Raw genomic sequence first — 19,593 nt, forward strand, 5'->3', positions numbered from 1 at the left:
CCGAAGCTATTTCTGCCGAAACAGGTCGCTCTGAACGAGGGCGTGCAGCAGGTCGCGGAGGCCGTAGCCGGAGGGCTCGGCGGCGTCGAGGATCGCCTCCACCGCCGGCCGGTCGGCGAAGGAGACCGGCTCCCCGGCGCCGTAGACGACCCACTGATGCACCAGGTTGCGGGCGATCGCCCGCTCGTCGGTCAGCAGGAGCGATTTGAGTTGCTCCACGTCCTCGAACCGTCCGCCGCCGGCCCATTCGCCGGCGCTCTCCACCGGCTGGGCGAGGCGGAACTCGAAGGCGTGGCCGTTCATGCCGTAGCCCTCGACCTCCTCGCCGACGTCGCCGAGGGCGCGGTACGTCTCCCGCCAGCCGCCCATCACGTCGAAGCTCTCGAGGGCGAAGCCGACGGGATCGAACTTGGCGTGGCAGGCGGCGCAGGAGGCCGTCTCGGTGTGTTTGGCGAGTTGCTCCCGGATCGTCACGGCGCCGCGGGTGTCCGGCTCGATCGCCTCGATGCCCGACGGCGGGGGCGGGATCTCGCGGCCGAGCAGCCGCTCCACGACCCACACCCCCCGCAGCACCGGCGAGGTGGTCGTGCCGTTCGCCGTCACCTTCAGCACGCTGGCCTGCGTGAGCAACCCGCCGCGGGGCGAGTCCGCCGGGAGTTCGACCCGCTCCAGTTCGATCGACCGGCCCCCGTGTTTCAGGCCGCTGGAATCCAGCCCGTAATGCCGGGCCAAACGCTCGTTGACGAAGGTGAAGTCGGCGTCGATCAGGTTCCGCGCCGGCCGGTTCTCGTCGAGCAGGGTTTTGAAGAAGGTCCGGGTCTCGAACAGGGCCGACTCGGCGAGTTGCCCGTCGAGGTAGTAGTCGGGGTACAGGTCAGCGTCGGGGACGGTGTTGCCCAGGTCCCGCAGTTCCAGCCAGTGGTCGAGGAAGTGCTCCACGAACCGGTCGGACCGCGGGTCGTTCAGCAGGCGGTCGGTCTGCTCCTGGAGAACCTCGGCGGTCTGTAGGTCGTCCCGCGCCAGCAACTCCGCATCGGGCGGACCGTTCCAGAGGAAGTACGACAGCCGGGCGGCGAGCGCCGGCGGGTCGAGTTCGCCCGGCTCGGCCTCGAGGTAGAGGAACCGCGGCGAGGCGAGCACGGCGCTGAACCCGGCGATCGTCGCGTCGGTGAAGTCGTAGCCCAGCTCCCGGGCCTGCCCGTAGATGCCCAGGTACGGCTCGACGCCCCCCTCGGGCAGCCCGCGGCCGCGGAAGGCGCGGGCGGCGAAGTCGGTCAGCAACCGCTCGGCGTCGGCGTCGGGGTTCTCGGAGAGCACACGCACCCGGCGGTTCTCGTCCTCCCCGTTCTCCACTTCAAAGGGCAGGTCGCCGAACAGGGCCGTGTAGGACTCCGGCGGCCACTCGTCGGTGATCGGGCCTTCGACGTCCACCCACTGCAACACCCAGCCGGGGATGTGGTCGCGGTCGACCGCCAGCGGATTGCCGGACCAGCCGGGCCGCAGCCGCGGGAACCGGGCGGCGTCGGGGCGGAGGTTGTCTCCCTTCCGAAGGGTCACCTCCACCTCGGCGACGTGGGGCTCGGGCTGGGCGTCAAAGCTCGCCAGCCAGCGGGTGTCGCCGCTGTCGCGGAGGGCGTACAGGGTGATCGGTTCGGGGCGTTCCGACCGCCGCAGGTCGAACACGTTCGGCAGATACCAGCGCTGGTGTTTCGGGGCCGGCTTGTCCGGATCGGCCCCGCCGTTCGCATACCCGTTCTTGCCGGCAGCGAGGGAATAGCTCTTCACCCGCAGCCGGTAGCGCCCGTCGATGGGCGGGTCCATGCTCTCGACGTCGTAGCGGGTGAAGGCCGGGTGCGGACCGTGGAAGACCGCCAGCCCCTCCCGGTCCTGAGCCTCCCGGTCCCCCTTGGCGGTCTTCGGCGTCTCCCCGGTGAGCACGCCGAGGTCCGCCTCCCAGCCGATCACCGGGGTGGTCCGCCGGGGACTGCGGTCGATGTACCTCATCCCCGTTTCCTGCCGGGCGTAGTACCGCCGGGTCTGCGGCGGGTGGGCCGCCGCGTCCGTCGCGGTCCGCAGGGCCCGCCGGCCGACCTCCAGGTACTTTTCCATCTGCACGTGGGAGACGTCCAACGCCTCGCCGGACTTGCTGAACAGGTGGGTCGACCCGTCCGCGGGCAGCTCCTCGGCCACCCTCAGCCAGGGGGCGTCGAGCAGTTCCCGCAGGGTGTTTTCGTACTCGTCCCGGTTGAGCCGGCGAACCTGCGCCCGGCCCGTCGCCGCGACGCGGTCCCGGTCGGCGGCGGTCAGCGACTCCGCCAGGGCGTGCAGGAAGGGGGCGCGGTCCGCCTCGTCCGACAGCCCGTCGGGCGGCATCTCGCCGTCGCGGACGCGGTCGTGGATCAGCGTCCACCGCGCGAGGCCCGTCGCCGCGTTCGACCCGTCCGCGGGGGTCGTCAGGTCCAGCCCGCCCTCGGCGAGCGCCGCGTTATGGCAGTCGGCGCAGTGGCTCTCGAGGAAGCCGACGACGGCGGGCGCCTCGAACCGCGGCTCCCCGGCGCTCGCCCCCGGCACCGCCGCGGAGAACGCCAGCGCCGCCGCGAGCCAGGGCGCCGCAGCGAAACCGTGCGCCGCAGCGAAGCGGGGCGTTGCAGCGCGGCGGTCGAGGCGCATGGGCAACGGGCGAACGAGGTCGAGGCGGAAAGACGGCGGCGACCGGCAGTTTCCCCCGAGGGCGCCCCGGGCCGCAACGGGCGCCGGACCGACCGGGGGACGCCGGCCCCGGGCGCGGACCGCGGCGCTCCAAGCGAGGCGACCTCAAAAACCGCCCCGCCGCCTCACTCGGGCAGCGTCCCCGGCGCCGCATGGGCGGTCTTGAGGATCGCGTCGATCAGCTCCTTCATCGGCTCGACGCCGTCCCGCCGGATCTCCTGGCAAACCTGCGCGAATTCCTCCGGGTCGTCCCGCAGCCCCTGAAGGGCCTCCAGTCCCAGGCTGACGACCAGCAGTTGCGTCTTGACGTCGTGGCCGAGTTGGCGGAGGCGTTGCTGACGCGGGTCGTCGTTCACGGGGGGGGCCTTTTCGAGGGGATGCGATTTCCGGCCGAAGAGACCCGGTTCAGGAGGATAACCCAGGTTCGTCTCACGCGCGGCGGTCGTTCGGCTGCGACGGCTGCGTCGGCGCCGCGCGGTCGGCCGGTCGCCGGAGCTGCGCGAGCAGTTGCTGCAAGACGGCGGGCTCCACCGGCTTGACGAGGTGGCGGTCGAACCCGGCTTCGCGCGTCCGCCGCCGATCCTCCTCCTGACCCCAGCCGGTGAGCGCGACGAGGACCATTTCGGCGCCCCACGGCTCGTCGCGGATGCGGCGGGCCGCCTCGTAGCCGTTCAGGTTCGGCATGCCAAGGTCCATCAGCGCCAGGTCGGGGCGGACCGCGCCGGCGGCCTCGATCGCTTCGACGCCGTCGTGGGCCAGGTGCACCTCGTGCCCGAGCATCCCCAGGACCCGCCCCAGCATTCGGGCCGCCGCTTTGTTGTCGTCCACGACCAGCACCCGGCGCGCCGGGGCGTCGGCGGCCCCCTCCGAGTCGGCGGCCGCGTCGGTCTCTGGCGCCGCCTGGGGTACGGCGGCGGGCGGCCCGCCGGCGATCGGCAGGCGGACGCGGAACTCGCTGCCCCGGCCGGCGCCCTCGCTGTGCACCTCGACGCGCCCGCCGTGCATCTCCACCAGCGACCGCACCAACGTCAGGCCGATGCCCAGGCCGGTTTCGCTCGCCTCCGTCGCGGACTCGCGGTCGATCTGGGCGAACATCTCGAAGATGCGGCTGAGCGAGTCCGCGGGGATGCCGAGGCCGTTGTCGGCGACCGTCACCACCGCCTCGCCGCCCCGCCGCTCGGCGGTCAGGGCGATGCGGCCGCCCCGCGGGGTGTACTTGGCGGCGTTGTTGAGCAGGTTGGAGAGGACCTGAGCCAGCCGGTGCGGGTCGGCCTCCAGTTCGACCGGCTCCTCGGGGAGGGCGACGGTCAGTTCGTGGCCGGCCTCGTCGACGAAGGGGCGGGCGGCCTCGAGGGCGCTCCGCGCCACCTCGGCGAGCGTTACGCGGCGCGTGCGCAACTGAAACTTGCCGCGGGTGATGCGGGAGACGTCCATCAGGTCGTCGATCAGGTGCGCCAGCTGCTGGACCTGCCGCTCCATCGTGTCGCGGACGGTTCCCACCGTCGCCGGGTCGTTCTCGGCCAGCCTCAGGACTTCCAGCCCGGTCCGGATGGGGGCCAGGGGGTTGCGCAACTCGTGGGCCAGCGTCGCCAGGAACTCGTCCTTGCGGCGGTCCGCCTCGGAGAGTTCGGCGGCGATCCGGCGCAACGCCTCCTCCGCCTGCTTGCGTTCGGTCATATCGCCCACGATCCCCAGCAACCGGCCGATCCGCCTGTCGGGGTTCCGCCGAAAGAGGGCCTTGGTCCAGATCCAACGCTCGGCCCCGTCGGCGCGGCGGATGCGGCACTCGACTTCCCACGCCGTACCGACGGCCTGAGCCTCCTGAAAACTGGCGTCCACCGCAGGCCGGTCTTCCGGCAGGACGTGCTCCAGGAACATCTGGTACGTCCATTCGGGCAGCGGGGCGTCGTAGCCGAAGATCTGGTCGTGCCGCGGGGTGCGGCCGGCCGTGCGGTCGTTCAGGTTCAGGTCCCACTGACCGAGATCGGCGGCTTCGAGGGCGAAGGCCAACCGCTCCCGGCTCTCACGGATTTCGGCCTCCGCCCGCTTGCGGGCGGTGATATCGAGCGTCACGCCCGTCAGGGCCTGGGGGGCGCCGTCGGCCGCGTAGACGGCCCGGCCGCGAACCATGATCCAGCGCTCCTCGCCGTCGGGCCAGGCGACCCGGTACTCCACGTCGTAGTCGGTCCGCAGGTCGATCGCCTGCCGGACGTCGGCCCGCACGCGGTCCTGATCGTCGGGGTGAACCGATTGCCACAGGTCCTCGACGGTGAAGCGGTCCCCCGGCTGCCGTCCGTAGTTCGCCTTGCAGCCGTCGGAGCAGGTCAGCTCGTTCGTCGGCAGGTCGAGCGTCCACTGACCGAGTTTGGCCGCCTCGACGGCGATGCGCAGCCGTTCCTCGCTCTCCCGCAGCGCCGCCGCGGAGCGGACCCGCTCGATGTGCGCCCAGGAGCGCTCGGCGGCCTCCCCCACGAGGCCGATCTCGTCCGCCGTCCAGTCCCGCGGGGTCGCCTGGTGGACGGCCATCATGGCCCGCAGCCGTCCGTCCTTGACCAGAGGACAGCAGACGATCGCCTTGATGCCGATCGCGTTGAACATGGCGGCGCCGCCGTCGGCGGCGTCGAACTCGGCGTCCACGTCCCGCACGATCAGCGTTCGCCCGGCCCGGATTTCGGCGGCGGCCCGGGCGCCGAACAGGTTCAGGCGGTACGTGCCGGCGGTGGTCGTCGCGCCGGTCGTCCGCCAGTCGTCGCGGATGGTGAAGCGGTCGTTGTCCGGCTCGAGGTCGGCGTAGGCGCAGCGGGTGACGCCGAGATGTTCCCCCAGCCGGCGGGTCGCGGCGGCCATGACGGCGGCGGGATCGGCCTCCGCCCTCATCGCCTCGCCCAGCGCATCGAGGAATCGGAGTTGGCCCTCGCTGGTGCGGAGCCGCTCCTCGGTCCGCTTGCGCTCGGTGACGTCCCGCAGGTAGCCGATGAACAGCGGCGCCCCCTGCCCCTCGATGGGCGTGATCGACAGCTCGACGGGGAACTCGGACCCGTCCGCCCGCATCGCCGGCAACTCGATGCGCCGATTCAGGACCGGCCCCTCGCCGGTGGCCAGATAATGGGCCAGCCCGCGGCGGTGTCGTTCCCGCAGGGCCGGCGGGACGATCAGCTCCGCCAGTTCCCGGCCCAGGGCTTCTTCGCGACGGTACCCGCAGATCCGCTCCGCCGCGGGGTTGAACTCGACCACCTTCCCCTCGTGGTCGATCGAGATGACGGCGTCCAGGGCCGCGTCGAGGATCGCCGATTTGCGGGCCTCGCTGGCCCGGAGGGCCGCCGCGGCGTGCTCGCGCTCGGCGTGCTCCCGGGCCTCGGTCACGGCGCGTTCGACCGCCGCCGGGAGCCGGGCCAGGCGCTCCTTCACGAGATAGTCGGTCGCCCCCTGCCGGAGCGTCTCGACGGCGAAGTCCTCGCCGGTCTCCGCGACGACGAAGAGGAACGGCGCGTCGGGCCGGCGTTCCCGGGCCAGTCGCAGGGCGGCCAGGCCCCCGAGCGTCGGCACCTGCTCGTCCGACAGGATGAGGTCGTGCCGCCCCTCCCGCAGACGCGACTCGAACCCCTCGCGGTCGGTCGCCCGCTCCACGCGGACGGCCAGCCCCGCCTGCTCGAGCCGCCCACGGACGAGCGCGGCGTCGCGATCGCTCGCTTCCAGATGCAGTACTGCGTAGGTCTCGGGCGGCATAGGGGCCTTCAGGGGACGTTCTCGCTTCGCGCCCGCCGACTGCCGCCCGGTGTGACGTGCCGCGGGACGAAACGGGGAAGGAGCGAATCATCGCGTCCTCCAAAACCGAGTCCATGCCCGCCGCCCGTTCCCCCGCCGCCCGCTCCCCCGTCGGGGGCCGCCGGAGAACGGATTCGCTATCGTCGTTCCGTGCTCGCCCTCCCCCTGCTCGTTCTGCTCGCGACCGACGCCCCGGCAGGCCCTGTGGCGCCCCGTCAGGTCACGCCCCGCCAAGTCACGACGGCGGCGACCGGGCACGTCCTCGCCAATCGAGATTGCTGGTCGGCCGATTCGCGGTGGCTGCTGTACGACCTGCGCACCGACGAGACGGTCTTCGACGGGCGACGGATCGAACGCGTCGAAGTCGATTCCGGTCGGGTGGAGACGCTGTACGAGGCCCCCGCGACGGCGGCCTGCGGCGTGCCGACCGGCCGCGGCGAACGCGTTGTGTTTCTGCGCTCCCCCGCGGAGCCGACGCCCGACTGGGCCTACGCCCCGTGGCATCGGTTCGGCATGACCGCCCGGCGGGGAGAGCGCCCGACGGTCTTGGACGCCCGCGATCTTGCCCCGCCGCTCACCCCCGGCGCGCTGCGGGGCGGCACACACCTGCACACCGTCAGCCCGGACGGCCGGCGGGTCGCCTCCACTTACGAGGATCACCTGCTGGCGACGGGGACCGGCCTGCCGGAGAACCGCCGCGTCGTCGCGGTGACGTGGCCGGAACGGCGAGTCGCGGTCTCGGCCGACCATCCCCGCGACCAGGACGGCGGCTTCACCGTCGTGGCGACCGCGGTCACGGACGAACCCACCCCGGGCAGCGACGAGATCGCCCGCGCCTATTCGGACGCCTGGCTGCCGGACTCCCGCCGCATCGCTTTTTTCGGCGAGGTGCGGGGGGCGGGGGGCGAAGCGTTCTCCGAGGTGTTCGTCGTCGACCTGCCGGACGAACCGACCGCCGCCCCCGGCCGGCCGCTGGAGGGCACGCCGACGACCCGCCCCAACCCGCCGGCCGGCGCCCGCCAGACCCGGCTGACCTTCATCGGCGCGGAGCCGAATCCCGGCGTCGCCGCCTCGCCGCGGCACTGGCCGGTCAGTTCGCCCGCCGGCGAGATCGCCTTCCTCCGCCGAGACGCCGACGACCGCCTGCGGTTCTGCCTCGTCGACCGCCGCGGCGGCCCGATCCGCTGGCTGACCAACGGCCGGATCGAACCGACCTCCGCCTTCACCTGGAGTCCGGACGGCGCTCGCCTCGCCTTCGTCGGCGACGGCAGCGTCTGCACGGTCGACGTCGCCTCCGGCCGGGTCGACCGACTCACCCCCCCGGCCGAACCCGGCCCGACCCATCACGCCTGCGTCTTCTCCCCGGACGGGACGCAGATCGCCTATATGCAGCGGGTCGGGGCATACGACCAACTGTTCGTCGTCGACGCGGCGACGTCTGGCCCTGAAGGAGAGGCACGATGAGCGGAGCGTTCTCCGGCGTCGACTGGACCGTGCTGGTCGTTTATTTCACCGCGACGATGGCCCTGGGTTTCGCCTTCGCGCGGCGGGGCGGTTCGTCGGAGGGGTTCACGACCGGCGACCGCTCGCTGCCGGGCTGGGTGTGCGGGCTGTCGATCTTCGCCACGTACCTCAGTAGCATCAGTTATCTGGCGCTGCCGGGGAAAAGCTTCGCGGACAATTGGAACCCGTTCGTCTTCAGCCTGGCGATCCCGCTGGCGACGCTGATCGCGGTGACGTGGTTCGTGCCGTACTACCGGGCCAGCACGGAGGTCTCCGCCTACGCAGCGCTGGAGCGCCGCTTCGGGCTGTGGGCGCGGATTTACGTCAGCCTGTTTTATCTGCTCACGCAGGTCGCGCGGATGGGGGTCGTGATGTACCTGATGGCCCTGCCCATGCAGATGCTGCTGGGCTGGGACATGGCGACGCTGATCCTCGTCACGGGGGTCTCGGTGACGATTTATTCCTTCGTCGGCGGCATCGCGGCGGTGATCTGGGCGGACGCGATTCAGGCGATCGTGCTCTCCGCAGGAGCCGTCGCCTGCCTCGCCGCGATGCTCTGGGCGATCCCCGGCGGGCCCGGCACCGTCATGGAGGTCGCGGCGGCGGGGGACAAGTTCTCGCTCGGCTCCTGGTCGCTGACGGAGTGGGGGGCGCCGACGGTCTGGGTGATCCTGCTGTACGGGCTGGTGATTAATCTGCAGAACTTCGGCGTCGATCAGAGCTACGTGCAGCGGTACATCGCCGCCGATTCGGACGCCGCCGCCAAGCGGAGCCTGTGGCTCGGCGGGCTGCTGTACGTGCCGATGAGCGCGCTGTTCTTTTTCATCGGGACGACCCTGTTCGCCTATTATCAGACCCGCCCGGAAACGCTGACGGAGGTGCGGGCGATCGTCGCGGAGCAACGGAACGCGGTGGCCGCCCCCGGGGGCGAACCGGTCGTCGCCGCGGACCTGACGGACGCGGACGTCGGCGACCGGGTCTTTCCGTATTATATTGTCACCCAGATGCCCGCCGGCCTGCGGGGCCTGCTGGTGGCCGCGGTGTTCGCCGCGGCGATGAGCACGGTCTCGACCAGCCTGAACTCCTCCGCCACGCTGATCCTCGAGGACTATTATAAACGCTTCCTCGCCCCCGAGGCGGGCGACGCGGCCGCCGTCCGGGTGCTGCGCGGCGCCACGGTGGCCTGGGGGGCGCTGGGGACCGGCATGGCGCTGCTTTTAATTCGACTGACCGACAGCGCCCTGGACGTCTGGTGGATGCTGGCGAGCGTGTTCAGCGGCGGGATCGTCGGCCTGTTTTTATTGGGCATGGCGAGCCGCACGAACTCCGCCGGCGCCGCGGTCGCGGTGCTCTGCGGGCTGCCCGCGGTCGCCTGGATGGCCCTCTCGCCGACTCCGCTGTGGCCGGCCGCGCTTGATGATTTCCGGTGCACGCTGCACCCGAACCTGACGGCGGTGGTCGGTACGGTCGTGATCCTCGCCGTCGGCTTCCTCGCGGGGATCCCCCCGTTCGGGCGGCGCCCCGAGCCGCTCCTCCCCCAAACCGAAGCGCCTGGATGACCTTCCCCCGCCTCCGCGGCCTCGTTCCGCCGCTGGTCACCCCGCTGCGCTCCTCGGAGGCCCGCACCTCCGCGGCGTCCGCCGGGCCGGACGAACTCGACCGCGACGGCCTGGAACGGCTGATCGCCCACGTCGTCGCCGGCGGCGTGCACGGCGTCTTCGCCCTGGGCAGCAGCGGCGAGGGGCCGTCGCTGAGCCACCGGTTGCAGCGGGAAGTCGTGACCGCGACCTGCGAGTGCGTCGCGGCGGGGGAGCGCCGCGTGCCCGTGCTGATCGGCATCACGGATACCTCCGCGGAGGAGTCCCTCGCCCTCGCCCGACACGCCGCCGACTGCGGGGCGGACGCGGTCGTCCTCGCCCCGCCCTATTATTTCCCCGCCGGTCAAACGGAGTTGCGGCAGTATGTCGAACGGCTGGTCGCGGCGATCCCGCTGCCGACGATGCTGTATAACATGCCGTCGCTGACGAAGGTCGTCTTTGAAATTGAGACCGTGGAGGCCCTCGCCCGGTTGGACTCCGTCGTCGGCGTGAAGGACTCCGGCGGGGACCTGGATTATTTCGCCCGCCTGATCGACGTGAAGAACCGCGTGCGGCCGGATTGGAGCGTCTTGATTGGCCCGGAAAGCAAGCTGGTCGAAGCGGTGCGCCTCGGCGGGGACGGCGGCGTCTGCGGCGGGGCGAACGTCGTTCCCAGGCTGTTCGTGCGGCTGTACGACGCCGCGGTCGCCGGCGACGCGGCGGCCGTCGCCCGGTTGCAGGCCCAGGTCGAGCAGTTGGGCCGGATGTACGAGATCGGGAAATACGCCTCCCGCCACATTAAAGCGATGAAGTCGGCGTTGTCGTTGCGGGGGATCTGCGGCGACGCGCTGGCGGAGCCGTTCAATAAGTTCCTGCCGCCGGAGCGGGCGAAGGTCGCCGCAATTCTGGACGAATTGGACGAGGAACTGACCCGATGACGGCCGTCGCGCTCGGACTGGATTTCGGCACCGAATCGGTGCGGGCCCTGCTGGCGGACGCCGCGGGGACCGAACGCGGCACGGCGGAGGCGGCCTACGAGCACGGCCAGATCCTGCGGTCGCTGCCAGGGTCGGACCGCCCGTTGCCGCCGCGGTTCGCTCTGCAATGCCCGCGGGATTGGCTGGACGCCGCCGCGGTCGCCGTGCGGGCCGCGCTCGCCGAGGCGGGGCTCGACCCGCGGGAGGTCGTCGGCGTGGGCGTGGACTTCACCAGTTGCACGATGCTGCCGACGACCGCCGACGGCACGCCGCTGTGCGAACTCCCTCGCTTCGCCGACCAACCGCACGCCTGGCCGAAGCTGTGGAAGCACCACGGGGCGGTGGAGCAGACGGCCCGCATGAACCGCATCGCGACGGAGCGGGACGAGCCGTTCCTCAAACGCTACGGCGGGATTATCGGCCTGGAATGGCTGCAGCCGAAGATGCTGGAGGCGATCGAGGACGCCCCGGAGGTCGCCGCCGCCGCGGACGTCTGGCTGGAGGGCGGCGACTGGTTCGTCTGGCAGCTCGTCGGCGGACCGGCGGAGGAGTTGCCGCGGTCCACCTGTCAGGCGGGTTATAAAGCGCTGTGGTCGGCGACGGAGGGTTATCCGAGCGACGCCTACTTCGCCGCCGTCCACCCCGGGCTCGCGGAGGCGGTGCGGACGAAGCTGCCGGGTCGCAAGCTGGCCCCGGGGCAGGTCGCCGGGCGACTGACCGAGCAGCGGGCGGCGGCGCTGGGGCTGCCGGCGGGCATTGCGGTGTCGGCGGCGGTGATCGACGCCCACGCGGCGGTCCCCGGCGTCGGCGCCGCCGGGCCGGGGGCGTTGGTGATGGTGATGGGCACGAGCAGTTGCCACATGCTCAACGCGACCGAGGAACGCTTCGTCCCCGGGCTGGCCGGCGTCGTGGAGGGCGGCATCCTGCCGGACCTGTTCGGTTACGAAACCGGACAGGCGGCGGTCGGCGACGCCTTCGACTGGCTGCGGACGCTGCTCGGGCAGGATTCGTTCGAGGCGATGGCGGCCGCGGCCGCCGAACTGCCGCCGGGCGCCGAGGGGGTGCGGTGCCTGGACTGGTTCAACGGGTGTCGCACGCCGCTGATGGACGGGGCGCTGCGGGGGACGTTCTCCGGGCTCTCGCTGCACGCCGGGCCGGGGCATCTTTATCGGGCGCTGTCGGAAGCCTCCGCCTGCGGGCTGCGGTGGATCGTGGAACTGCTGCGGGAAGGCGGCGTGCCGATCGACCGGCTGATCGCCGCCGGCGGGCTGCCCCATCACAACCGCGCGCTGGTTCAGGTCTACGCCGACGTGCTGGGCGAGCCGATCGACGTGCACCCCGCCCGGCAGGCGCCGGCGCTGGGGGCGGCGATCCTGGGGATGGTCGCCGCCGGCCGGTTCGACACCGTCGCCGCCACGATCGAGGCGATGGCCGCCCCCGTCCCCGCCGAGGCCCGCGTCGAACCGGACCCCCACGCCGCGGCGCTTTATCAATCCGTCTACGCCGACTACCGCCGCCTCGCCGAGACGTTCGCCCCGACCGCCGCCCGGCAGACCTCATGACGAACGCCGCCCCGCTCGCCCTGTTCCTGCTCGCCGTCCTGCCGGTCGCGGCGTCGGCCGCCGGCCCCGAACCCGGCGCCGGCGGGCGGCCGAACGTGCTGTTCGTGCTGGCGGACGATCTGGGTTGGCGGGACCTCGGCTGCTACGGCGGGCCGTTCGAGACCCCGGCGCTGGACCGGCTCGCCGCTCAGGGCGTGCGATTCACGCAGGCGTACGCCCCGGCGCCGATCTGCTCGGCCAGCCGGGCCGCAATTCTCACCGGCCGCTCGCCGGCCCGGTTGAACTTCACCTTCGTCACGAAGCCGGAGCCCGGCCGGCAATCGATCCCCGGGATGCCGCTGCGGACCCCGCTGTTCACGCTGCATTTACCGCTGGAAGAAGTCACGACCGCGGAGGTCCTCGCCGCCGCCGGGTACGACACGGCGTTCTTCGGGAAATGGCATCTGAACCCGCACCACAAGCGGTACCTCGGCTGGCATCCGGAGTTCGGCCCGCCGCGGCAGGGGTTCACGACCGCCGTCGAGGACTTCGGCGGCCACCCCTATAATTCCGGCCGGCCGGCGGGGCCGACGCCGCCGGGGACCTTCCCCGACGACTCCCTCACCGACCGGGCCGTCGAGTTCCTGACGAACCGCCCGGCGGACGCGGCGCCGTTTTATCTGCACGTCAGTCACTTCTACGTCCACACGCCGGTCGACCCCCGAGCCGAGTGGGCCGTCGAGGAGGCCCGCGGGGAGCCGGGCGTGGGCGGGAACCCCCGCCGGGCCCGCTACGCGGCGTTTGTGCAGACATTGGACCACCATGTCGGCCGGTTGCTGACGGCGCTGGAGGCCTCCGGGCACGCGGAGAACACGCTGGTGATCTTCTTCAGCGACAACGGCGGGCACCCGGAGTTCGCCCGGCAGGCGCCGCTGCGGGGGCACAAGTGGACGCTTTATGAAGGCGGCATCCGCGTGCCGCTGATCGTCCGCGGCCCCGGCGTGCCGGCCGGGCGGACGGTGGACGAACCCGTGATCGGGACCGACCTGCTGCCGACGCTCGCCGATTACGCCGGCGTCGATCTCGCCGACTCCCCGCTGCTCGCCGGCCGGCCGCTGGACGGGGTCTCGGTCCGCGGGCTGTTCGAGGCGGACCCCGCCGCGATCGCGACGGCCCGGGATACGCCGCGGACGACGCTGTGGCACTTCCCCTATTACCACCCGGAAACGGGCGTCGCCTTCCCCACGGAGCCGGTCGGCTGGAACGACCCGTCGGCGCCGTTCGTGGGGCCGCACTCGGCGGTCCGCGTCGGCGACCGGAAGGCCGTGTACTTCTGGGAGGACAGTTCGCTGGCGCTGTACGACCTCGCCGCCGACCCCGCCGAACGCACCGACCTCGCCGCGGACGACCCCGCCCTCGCCGACCGCTGGAAACGCCGGCTGTTCGCGGCGCTGGACGCCGCCGGCGCCCGCCGCCCGGTCCCGGCCGACCCGACTCTCGTTGACCCGCCAAACCCGTCGTCGCCATGACCCGCACCGTGCAACTCGTCGCCTCCGGCGACCTGCGTGAATCCGCCAACCGCGTCTGCTGGCCGGCCCAGCGGGAGATGGAGGCGGCGCTGTCCACGGCCGTCGAGCGGTGCGGCGCCCAGCTCCGCCGCGGCCACCAGGTCTCCGCAGACCGCGGGCACGGCTTCCTCGCCTCCCAAAAGGAGGGGATGGAGGTCTTTAAAACGCTCGACCCGGACGCCCCGCTGATCGTCGCGGAGGCGGTCTGGCAATATTCGCACCACGTCCTCGCCGGGCTGACGACCCACCGCGGGCCCATTTTAACCGTCGCGAACTGGTCCGGGCAGTGGCCGGGGCTGGTGGGCTTGTTGAACCTCAACGGCTCCCTGGCGAAGGCGGGCGTGAAGTACGATTCCCTGTGGAGCGAGACGTTCGAGGACGACTGGTTCGTGTCCCGGTTGAAGGCGTGGCTGGACGGCCGGCCGGTGGAACACGACCTGTCGCACGTCCGGCCATTTGATCCGGCCGAGGCGAACGAGAACGCCCTCCGCGTCGGCGAAGGGATCGCCGCGGACTTAATGCGAGACAAGGCGATCCTCGGCGTGTTCGACGAGGGCTGCATGGGGATGTTCAACGCGATCGTCCCCGATCATTTATTGATGCCGTGCGGGGTCTTTAAAGAACGGCTCAGTCAGTCGGCCCTCTACTACGAGGCAAAGCAGGTCCCGGACGCGGAGGCCGACGCCGTGCGGCATTGGCTGGAGGACCGCGGGATGACCTTCCACACTGGGCCGAACCACGCCGAGGACCTGACGGACGGGCAGATCCGCGATCAGTGCCGGACCTACGTCGCCGCGGTGCGGATCGCCGACGACTTCGGCTGCGACGCGATCGGCATTCAATATCAACAGGGACTCAAAGACCTATTGCCCGCCAGCGATCTGGTCGAGGGGATGTTGAACAACGCCGACCGCCCGCCGGTCCGCAGCCGCGGCGGGGGGCGGGTTCTCTATGAGGGTCGCCCGCTGACGCACTTTAATGAGGTCGACGAATGCGCCGGCCTGGACGGGTTGCTGACCGAGCGGGTGCACCGGGCGCTGGGCCAGCCGACGGAGAACACGCTGCACGACCTGCGGTGGTCGGACCGGGACGCCAGCGACACGGTCGACGGGGAGGTGTGGGTGTTGGAAATCAGCGGCGCCGCCCCGCCGGCCCACTTCGAGGGCGGCTGGGCCGGGGCGGAGGGGTTCCGGCAACCGGCGATGTATTTTCCCAACGGCGGCAGCACGGTGCGGGGCGTTTCGAAGGCCGGGCCGGTGGTCTGGTCGCGGGTTTTCGTGGAGGACGACCGCCTGCACATGGACCTCGGTCGGGCCGACGCCGTCGCGCTGCCGCGGGAGGAGACGGAACGCCGCTGGGCGGCGACCACCCCGCAGTGGCCGATCATGCACGCGATCTTCCGCGGGGTGAGCCGGGACCAGATGATGGCCCGCCACCGCTCGAACCACGTCCAGGTCGCCTACGCCGCGGACGAGGCCGCGGCGAACGAGGCCCTGTTCGCCAAAGCCGCCGCCGCCGCCGCGCTCGGCCTGACGGTCTGCCTGTGCGGGGGGTAGGCGGCGGGATTGACGCGTCTCGGGCCGCCGCGCTATCCTGCACACGCCTTGCATTTGAGGAGCGAGCCCCCGTTGTCCCGCGTGCTGTGCCGACTGCCGGCGATCGTCGCCGCGGCCGCCTATCTGGCGGCGGCGGTCGGGGGGACCGGGCTGCACGCGCTGGTCGAGGCCGGTCACGCCGGCTGCGGACATTCGCACTGCGAGCACGTGGCGTTCGTCCCCGAGGACGACGCGGTCGGCGAACCCCCGCCGCCCGCCGCGAACTGCTGCGGGCATGACCACGCCGCGCACGATCGCCTTCCGGCTCGACACGCCGGGAACCCAACGGAGCCGGAGGGCTCGGAGCGGGACGCGCCCGCGGAGCCGCACGATCCGCATCACTGTGCGGTCTGCCAGTTCCTGGCGATGGGCCAGCAACCCGCCGAGGCCCCGCGGCCGGTGGACGCCGCGGGGGCGATCCCCGGCGCCGCCGTCGACGCGGCTCCGTCGATCGCCCGGACGTTCTTTCTGACGAAGCGGGTCCGGGGACCGCCGGCGACGGTCTGACCGCGTTCCCGCGTTCGTCCCGCCCCCTGCTGCGCCCCGAGAATCCGGGGCGACCGGCGTCGGGGCGGGGGCGTGCGGCGTGCGGTCCCGTGACCCCGTCCCCGCCCCCCGTTGTCCACGGGCCGGGCCGCCGGCTGCGGCTTCTCACGGGAGAAGTTGCGGGCGGTTCGCCGGTCCGCGGGCGGACGTTCTCCCATGCCTTTCGCCCCCCCGGCGGACGGCGGCGCCCTGCCCGGCGTCGTCGGTCCCCGTCGGGCGGTCGCGTGCCTCACGCGGCTGCTCCATCACGATTTCTGCCCCGGCCAGAACGGCTGGGCCTACAAACTGAAGCACCCGCTGTGGGCGGTCGCGGCGGCGACCGTCGCGGCGGCGCTGGTCGGCGTGTCTCTGAACGCTGCGGCGCTGTGGGTCGCCGCGGCACTGGCGGTCGGCGGGGCCGCGGGCGTCGTTTGGCCGTGGGTCGCCGCCCGCGGGCTGCGGTGCACGATCGAGTTCGACGGCCGCCGGGGCCGGGAGGGCACGCCGGCGACGGTCGTGCTACGGGTGACGAACCGCCTGCCGCTGCCCGCGTGGGGGCTGTCGGTCGCGGAGGGCTTCGGGTCGAAAGAGCACGCGGACGGGGCGAGCGGGAACGGGTCCGCCGACCTCACGCTGGACCGCGTGCCCGGCTGGGCGACGGTCGAGTACCGCTGGACGTTCACCCCGACGCGGCGGGGCGTCCTCCCGCTGGCCCCGCCGCGGCTGGCGACGGCATTCCCGTTCGGCCTGTGGAGCGCCGCGATCCCCGCGGAGGTGACGCGGCGGCTGGTCGTCTGGCCCCGCGGCCCCGCCGCCGGCGACGTGCCGGAGGCCGACGCCCCGCACCCCTCCGACGACCGCCTCTCCGACCGCGACCCCGGCGAGTTCGGCGACCTGCTCGGCACGCGGGCCTTCCGGGAGGGGGATTCGCTCCGCCGGGTGCACTGGGCTCAAACCGCCCGGCACCGCCGCCTGATCGTCTGCGAACGGCAGGCCGGCCGCACCGCGACCGTGCGGCTGCGGGCGGATCTCGCGGCGTCCTCCTTCGTCGAGTTCGGCACGAAGCCGGCCGAGGCCGAGGAAGCCGTCGAGGCGGCGGTGCGGGTCGTCGCCGGGCTGTGCGAATCACTGGTGCGGTTGGGGGCGACGGTGGAGTGCCGGTTGAACGGCGCGACGCACCGCCTCGGCGGCGACCCGGCGGCGCTGCGGAGCCTGCTGGACGCCCTCGCCGCGGTGCCGCGGGGCGGGTACGCCGCGCCCCCCGACGCCGGCCGGACGGGCGGCGGGGGCCTTGGCGGGGTGGTCGTCACCGGACCGAGCGGCGTCGAGGAGCGGGGCGAACGGGTGGTGCGGGTCGGCGGCCGGCGTTCGAGCGACGCGGAGGCCGCCCCGCCCTGTTCCCGGCGGTCGGCGGCGTGGGTGACGGTCGTTCCGGGCCAGGAAAGCCGGTTCGCGGCGGACTGGCGGAGGGCCTGTCGTGCGGCTTGAACCGACCTCTCGGACGGTCCGTCCCCTCGGTTCGTCGCGCCTGCGTGCCCCGGCGGCGAGCGGCGGGGCGGCGGCGACCTCGCTGCGGCTCGCGGCCCTGACGGGCGCGATCGCGGCGTCGGCGGTTGTCTCCTTGGCGGCGGCGAACGGGGAGCGGGCGCCGCTGGCGGTGGGACTGGAGATCGCCGTGACGGCCCTCCTCACGCTGGTTGCGGCGGCGGTCGCGGCCCGGTTCGTCTCGACCGGCCGCACGCTCCCGCTGTGGGGGCTGGGGTTGGTCGCGGCCTCGGTCGCGGCGGAGCCGGCGCTGCGGGCCTTCGGGGTCGGACGGGCGGTGGAGATCGTGCTGCTGGACGGCCTGCGGGTCGCGGCGCTGGCCTGTGCGGCGTGCGGGCGTTTGGCGGGGCCGAACGCGATGTCGCGGCTGCTGGCGCTGTTCGCGGCCCTATTCGCGGCGGGGCTGCCGCTGGGTCCGGCGGCCTCCCCGGGGGGGATCCGGGCGGCGTTGCTGGCGTTCGCCGCGGCGGCGGCCTGGGGGGCGGCGGCGGCCTATTGGGGCGGGCTGCGGGGCCGGGTGAGCGTGGCCGACCCGGGCCGCGGCCGGTGGGCCGCGCACGGGCTGATCGCCGGCCTCGTGTTGCTCACGCTGGCCGTGGGCGGCGGGGGGGCGGCCGCGGGGCGGGCCGGCTTCCTGTCCACCTCCGGCGGGTCCGGCTCGGACGCGACCGACCCCTTCGCCCGGGACGGCGTGGGCAACGGCGAGCGGCTCGTGGCCGGGACCGAGGACATCCGCTCCTTCGCCCCGATCGACGACGCCCCCTTCCTGGAAGACGAACGCCCCAGCCTGTTCGACGCCTACGACGACACCTACCAGGCGCCCTTCAAACCCGGCGAGAACGAACGCTCGCAGGCCCTCTCCCGGGAGCAGGTCGCCGAGAGCCGCCGCAAGGACATGACCGTCGCCGGCCGGCCGTCGGCGGGCGACTTCTCGACCTGCCGCCAGCCCTCGCCGACGTCCGGGCGGACGCCGGGCGAGAAACCCTCGCCGGCGCTGCTGTTCGTCTCCGGCCGGGTTCCGGTGCACCTGCGGTTGGCGACCTACGGCACGTTCGACGGCGAAAGCTGGCGGCGGGAGCCGGCCCCGGCGGAGCGTGAACTGCACGCCGCGGAGATCGACGGCCGCACCTGGGTCGGCCCGGAGCCGAGCGCCGCCTGGGCGAACCTGTTCCGCGGCGCCGACGCCCACGCGTTGAAGGTGGTGAACCTGTCCGGCCCGGCGCTGCCCTGCCCGCCGAACGCGACGGGGGTCTGCATCGCGGACGTGACCCGGGCCGACCTGTTCGCCCTCGCGGCCCCGGACGTGATCCGGCTGGACCGCTCGACGGTCCCCCCGCTGACGGTCGTGCACGCCGCCAGCCGTCGGCTCGACCCGGCCGCGCTGGACGATCCCCTGCTGTTCCTCACCCTGCCGAGCGGCTGCACGGAGGTGCCCGAGGCGCTGCGGGAGCCGCTGTCCGAACTGGCCGCCGAGTGGACCGCCGGGCGGAGTCGGGGCTGGGACGAGGTAACGGCGGTCCGCGATCGGCTGCGGAGCGACTACACGCTCGACCCCGCCGTCGGCGACCCGGAGACGGGTTCGCCCACGCTGCACTTCCTGCGGGAGGCGAAGCGGGGCCGGGCCTACCAGTTCGCCACGGCCTGCTGCCTGTCGCTGCGCTGCCGGGGGTACGCGACCCGGCTGGTCGGCGGGTTCTACGCCGACGCGGAGAACTACGACCGCACGCTGGGGCACACCGTCGTCTCGAAGGAGGACGTGCACGTCTGGTGCGAGGTCGCCGTCGCCCCGGGGGTGTGGGCGACGGTCGACCCGTCGCCCGGCTACGACCCGCTCGGCCCGCCGCCGACGTGGCGGGACCGGGCCGCGGCAGTCTTCGCGGCGGGTGCGAAACTCGTCGTTCAGAACTCGGCGGCGTCGGCGGTTTGCCTGCTGGCCGTGTGCGGGGCGGGGCTCTTCCGGCGGCGGATCGCCGACGCGGGGGACATGCTCGGTTGGCAGTTGGCCCGGCTGTGGCGGGGCGAACGGGACGCGGTCGTCGCGGCGGTGCGGGTGCTGGACCGGCGGTGCCGCCGGTTCGGGCCGGCCCGGCCGCCGGGGCTGTCGCCGCCCCGGCACTTCGCGGCCCTGCCCGGGGCGGCCCCGTTCGCCGACGCCGCCACCCGGGCGCTGTTCGCCCCGGCGCTGTCCCCGGGCGACCTCTCCCTGGCCGCTGCGGCGGTGCGGGGCTCGGCCGTCCAAGTCACCCGCGAAACCGCAAGCGTCCGTTCGGGAGAGGAACGATGAGCGA

At 73.0% G+C, this 19,593-nt stretch carries 12 protein-coding genes; 9 read left to right on the forward strand and 3 right to left on the reverse strand.

Annotated elements, in window-relative coordinates; all coding sequences use genetic code 11:
* Positions 1-6 precede the first annotated feature (6 nt).
* The 3 genes from CA12_RS05425 to CA12_RS05435 all read right to left on the reverse strand — a co-directional run bounded on the left by CA12_RS05425 (position 7) and on the right by CA12_RS05435 (position 6,435).
* A complete protein-coding gene (locus CA12_RS05425) occupies positions 7-2,670 on the reverse strand; it encodes a DUF1592 domain-containing protein (protein ID WP_145357855.1) in 2,664 nt (887 codons plus the stop codon).
* Positions 2,671-2,834: 164 nt separating this feature from the next.
* On the reverse strand, positions 2,835-3,065 hold the full coding sequence (locus CA12_RS05430; RefSeq protein WP_145357856.1) for a hypothetical protein: 231 nt from the start codon (positions 3,063-3,065) through the stop codon (positions 2,835-2,837).
* A 73-nt stretch (positions 3,066-3,138) separates the two neighbouring features.
* The gene (locus CA12_RS05435; protein ID WP_145357857.1) at positions 3,139-6,435 is read right to left on the reverse strand and encodes a PAS domain S-box protein; all 3,297 of its coding nucleotides are present in this window, start codon (positions 6,433-6,435) and stop codon (positions 3,139-3,141) included.
* Positions 6,436-6,624: 189 nt separating this feature from the next.
* Between CA12_RS05435 and CA12_RS05440 the strand changes: the two genes are divergently transcribed.
* The 9 genes from CA12_RS05440 to CA12_RS05480 all read left to right on the forward strand — a co-directional run bounded on the left by CA12_RS05440 (position 6,625) and on the right by CA12_RS05480 (position 19,589).
* Positions 6,625-7,938: a DUF3748 domain-containing protein gene (locus tag CA12_RS05440; protein WP_165700571.1), complete on the forward strand. Its 1,314-nt coding sequence runs from the start codon at positions 6,625-6,627 to the stop codon at positions 7,936-7,938.
* Positions 7,935-9,536 carry a sodium:solute symporter gene (locus tag CA12_RS05445; RefSeq protein WP_145357859.1) on the forward strand — a complete coding sequence of 534 codons (1,602 nt, stop codon included), beginning with the start codon at positions 7,935-7,937 and terminating at the stop codon, positions 9,534-9,536. The genes CA12_RS05440 and CA12_RS05445 overlap by 4 nt, the downstream gene beginning before the upstream one ends.
* On the forward strand, positions 9,533-10,492 hold the full coding sequence (locus CA12_RS05450) for a dihydrodipicolinate synthase family protein (protein ID WP_145357860.1): 960 nt from the start codon (positions 9,533-9,535) through the stop codon (positions 10,490-10,492). Before CA12_RS05445 ends, CA12_RS05450 begins: the two co-directional genes overlap by 4 nt.
* Positions 10,489-12,093, forward strand: a complete 1,605-nt coding sequence (locus CA12_RS05455; RefSeq protein ID WP_145357861.1) for a ribulokinase — start codon at positions 10,489-10,491, stop codon at positions 12,091-12,093. Before CA12_RS05450 ends, CA12_RS05455 begins: the two co-directional genes overlap by 4 nt.
* On the forward strand, positions 12,090-13,601 hold the full coding sequence (locus CA12_RS05460) for a sulfatase (RefSeq protein WP_145357862.1): 1,512 nt from the start codon (positions 12,090-12,092) through the stop codon (positions 13,599-13,601). Before CA12_RS05455 ends, CA12_RS05460 begins: the two co-directional genes overlap by 4 nt.
* Positions 13,598-15,196: a fucose isomerase gene (locus tag CA12_RS05465; protein ID WP_145357863.1), complete on the forward strand. Its 1,599-nt coding sequence runs from the start codon at positions 13,598-13,600 to the stop codon at positions 15,194-15,196. Before CA12_RS05460 ends, CA12_RS05465 begins: the two co-directional genes overlap by 4 nt.
* Before the next feature lie 81 nt (positions 15,197-15,277).
* Complete coding sequence (locus CA12_RS05470) at positions 15,278-15,742, forward strand: hypothetical protein (protein ID WP_145357864.1); 465 nt, start codon at positions 15,278-15,280, stop codon at positions 15,740-15,742.
* Positions 15,743-15,937: 195 nt separating this feature from the next.
* The gene (locus CA12_RS05475; RefSeq protein ID WP_145357865.1) at positions 15,938-17,248 is read left to right on the forward strand and encodes a DUF58 domain-containing protein; all 1,311 of its coding nucleotides are present in this window, start codon (positions 15,938-15,940) and stop codon (positions 17,246-17,248) included.
* On the forward strand, positions 17,238-19,589 hold the full coding sequence (locus CA12_RS05480; protein ID WP_145357866.1) for a transglutaminase-like domain-containing protein: 2,352 nt from the start codon (positions 17,238-17,240) through the stop codon (positions 19,587-19,589). The genes CA12_RS05475 and CA12_RS05480 overlap by 11 nt, the downstream gene beginning before the upstream one ends.
* The last annotated feature ends 4 nt before the right edge of the window (positions 19,590-19,593 follow it).

It is taken from the genome of Alienimonas californiensis (assembly GCF_007743815.1).
Classification (GTDB): Bacteria; Planctomycetota; Planctomycetia; order Planctomycetales; family Planctomycetaceae; genus Alienimonas; species Alienimonas californiensis.

Coding starts and splice junctions, on each gene's coding strand:
- CA12_RS05425 (WP_145357855.1), bottom strand. CDS start 2,670: ATGCGCCTCGACCGCCGCGCTGCAACGCCCCGCTTCGCTGCGGCGCAC.
- CA12_RS05435 (WP_145357857.1), bottom strand. CDS start 6,435: ATGCCGCCCGAGACCTACGCAGTACTGCATCTGGAAGCGAGCGATCGC.
- CA12_RS05445 (WP_145357859.1), top strand. CDS start 7,935: ATGAGCGGAGCGTTCTCCGGCGTCGACTGGACCGTGCTGGTCGTTTAT.
- CA12_RS05450 (WP_145357860.1), top strand. CDS start 9,533: ATGACCTTCCCCCGCCTCCGCGGCCTCGTTCCGCCGCTGGTCACCCCG.
- CA12_RS05455 (WP_145357861.1), top strand. CDS start 10,489: ATGACGGCCGTCGCGCTCGGACTGGATTTCGGCACCGAATCGGTGCGG.
- CA12_RS05460 (WP_145357862.1), top strand. CDS start 12,090: ATGACGAACGCCGCCCCGCTCGCCCTGTTCCTGCTCGCCGTCCTGCCG.
- CA12_RS05465 (WP_145357863.1), top strand. CDS start 13,598: ATGACCCGCACCGTGCAACTCGTCGCCTCCGGCGACCTGCGTGAATCC.
- CA12_RS05475 (WP_145357865.1), top strand. CDS start 15,938: ATGCCTTTCGCCCCCCCGGCGGACGGCGGCGCCCTGCCCGGCGTCGTC.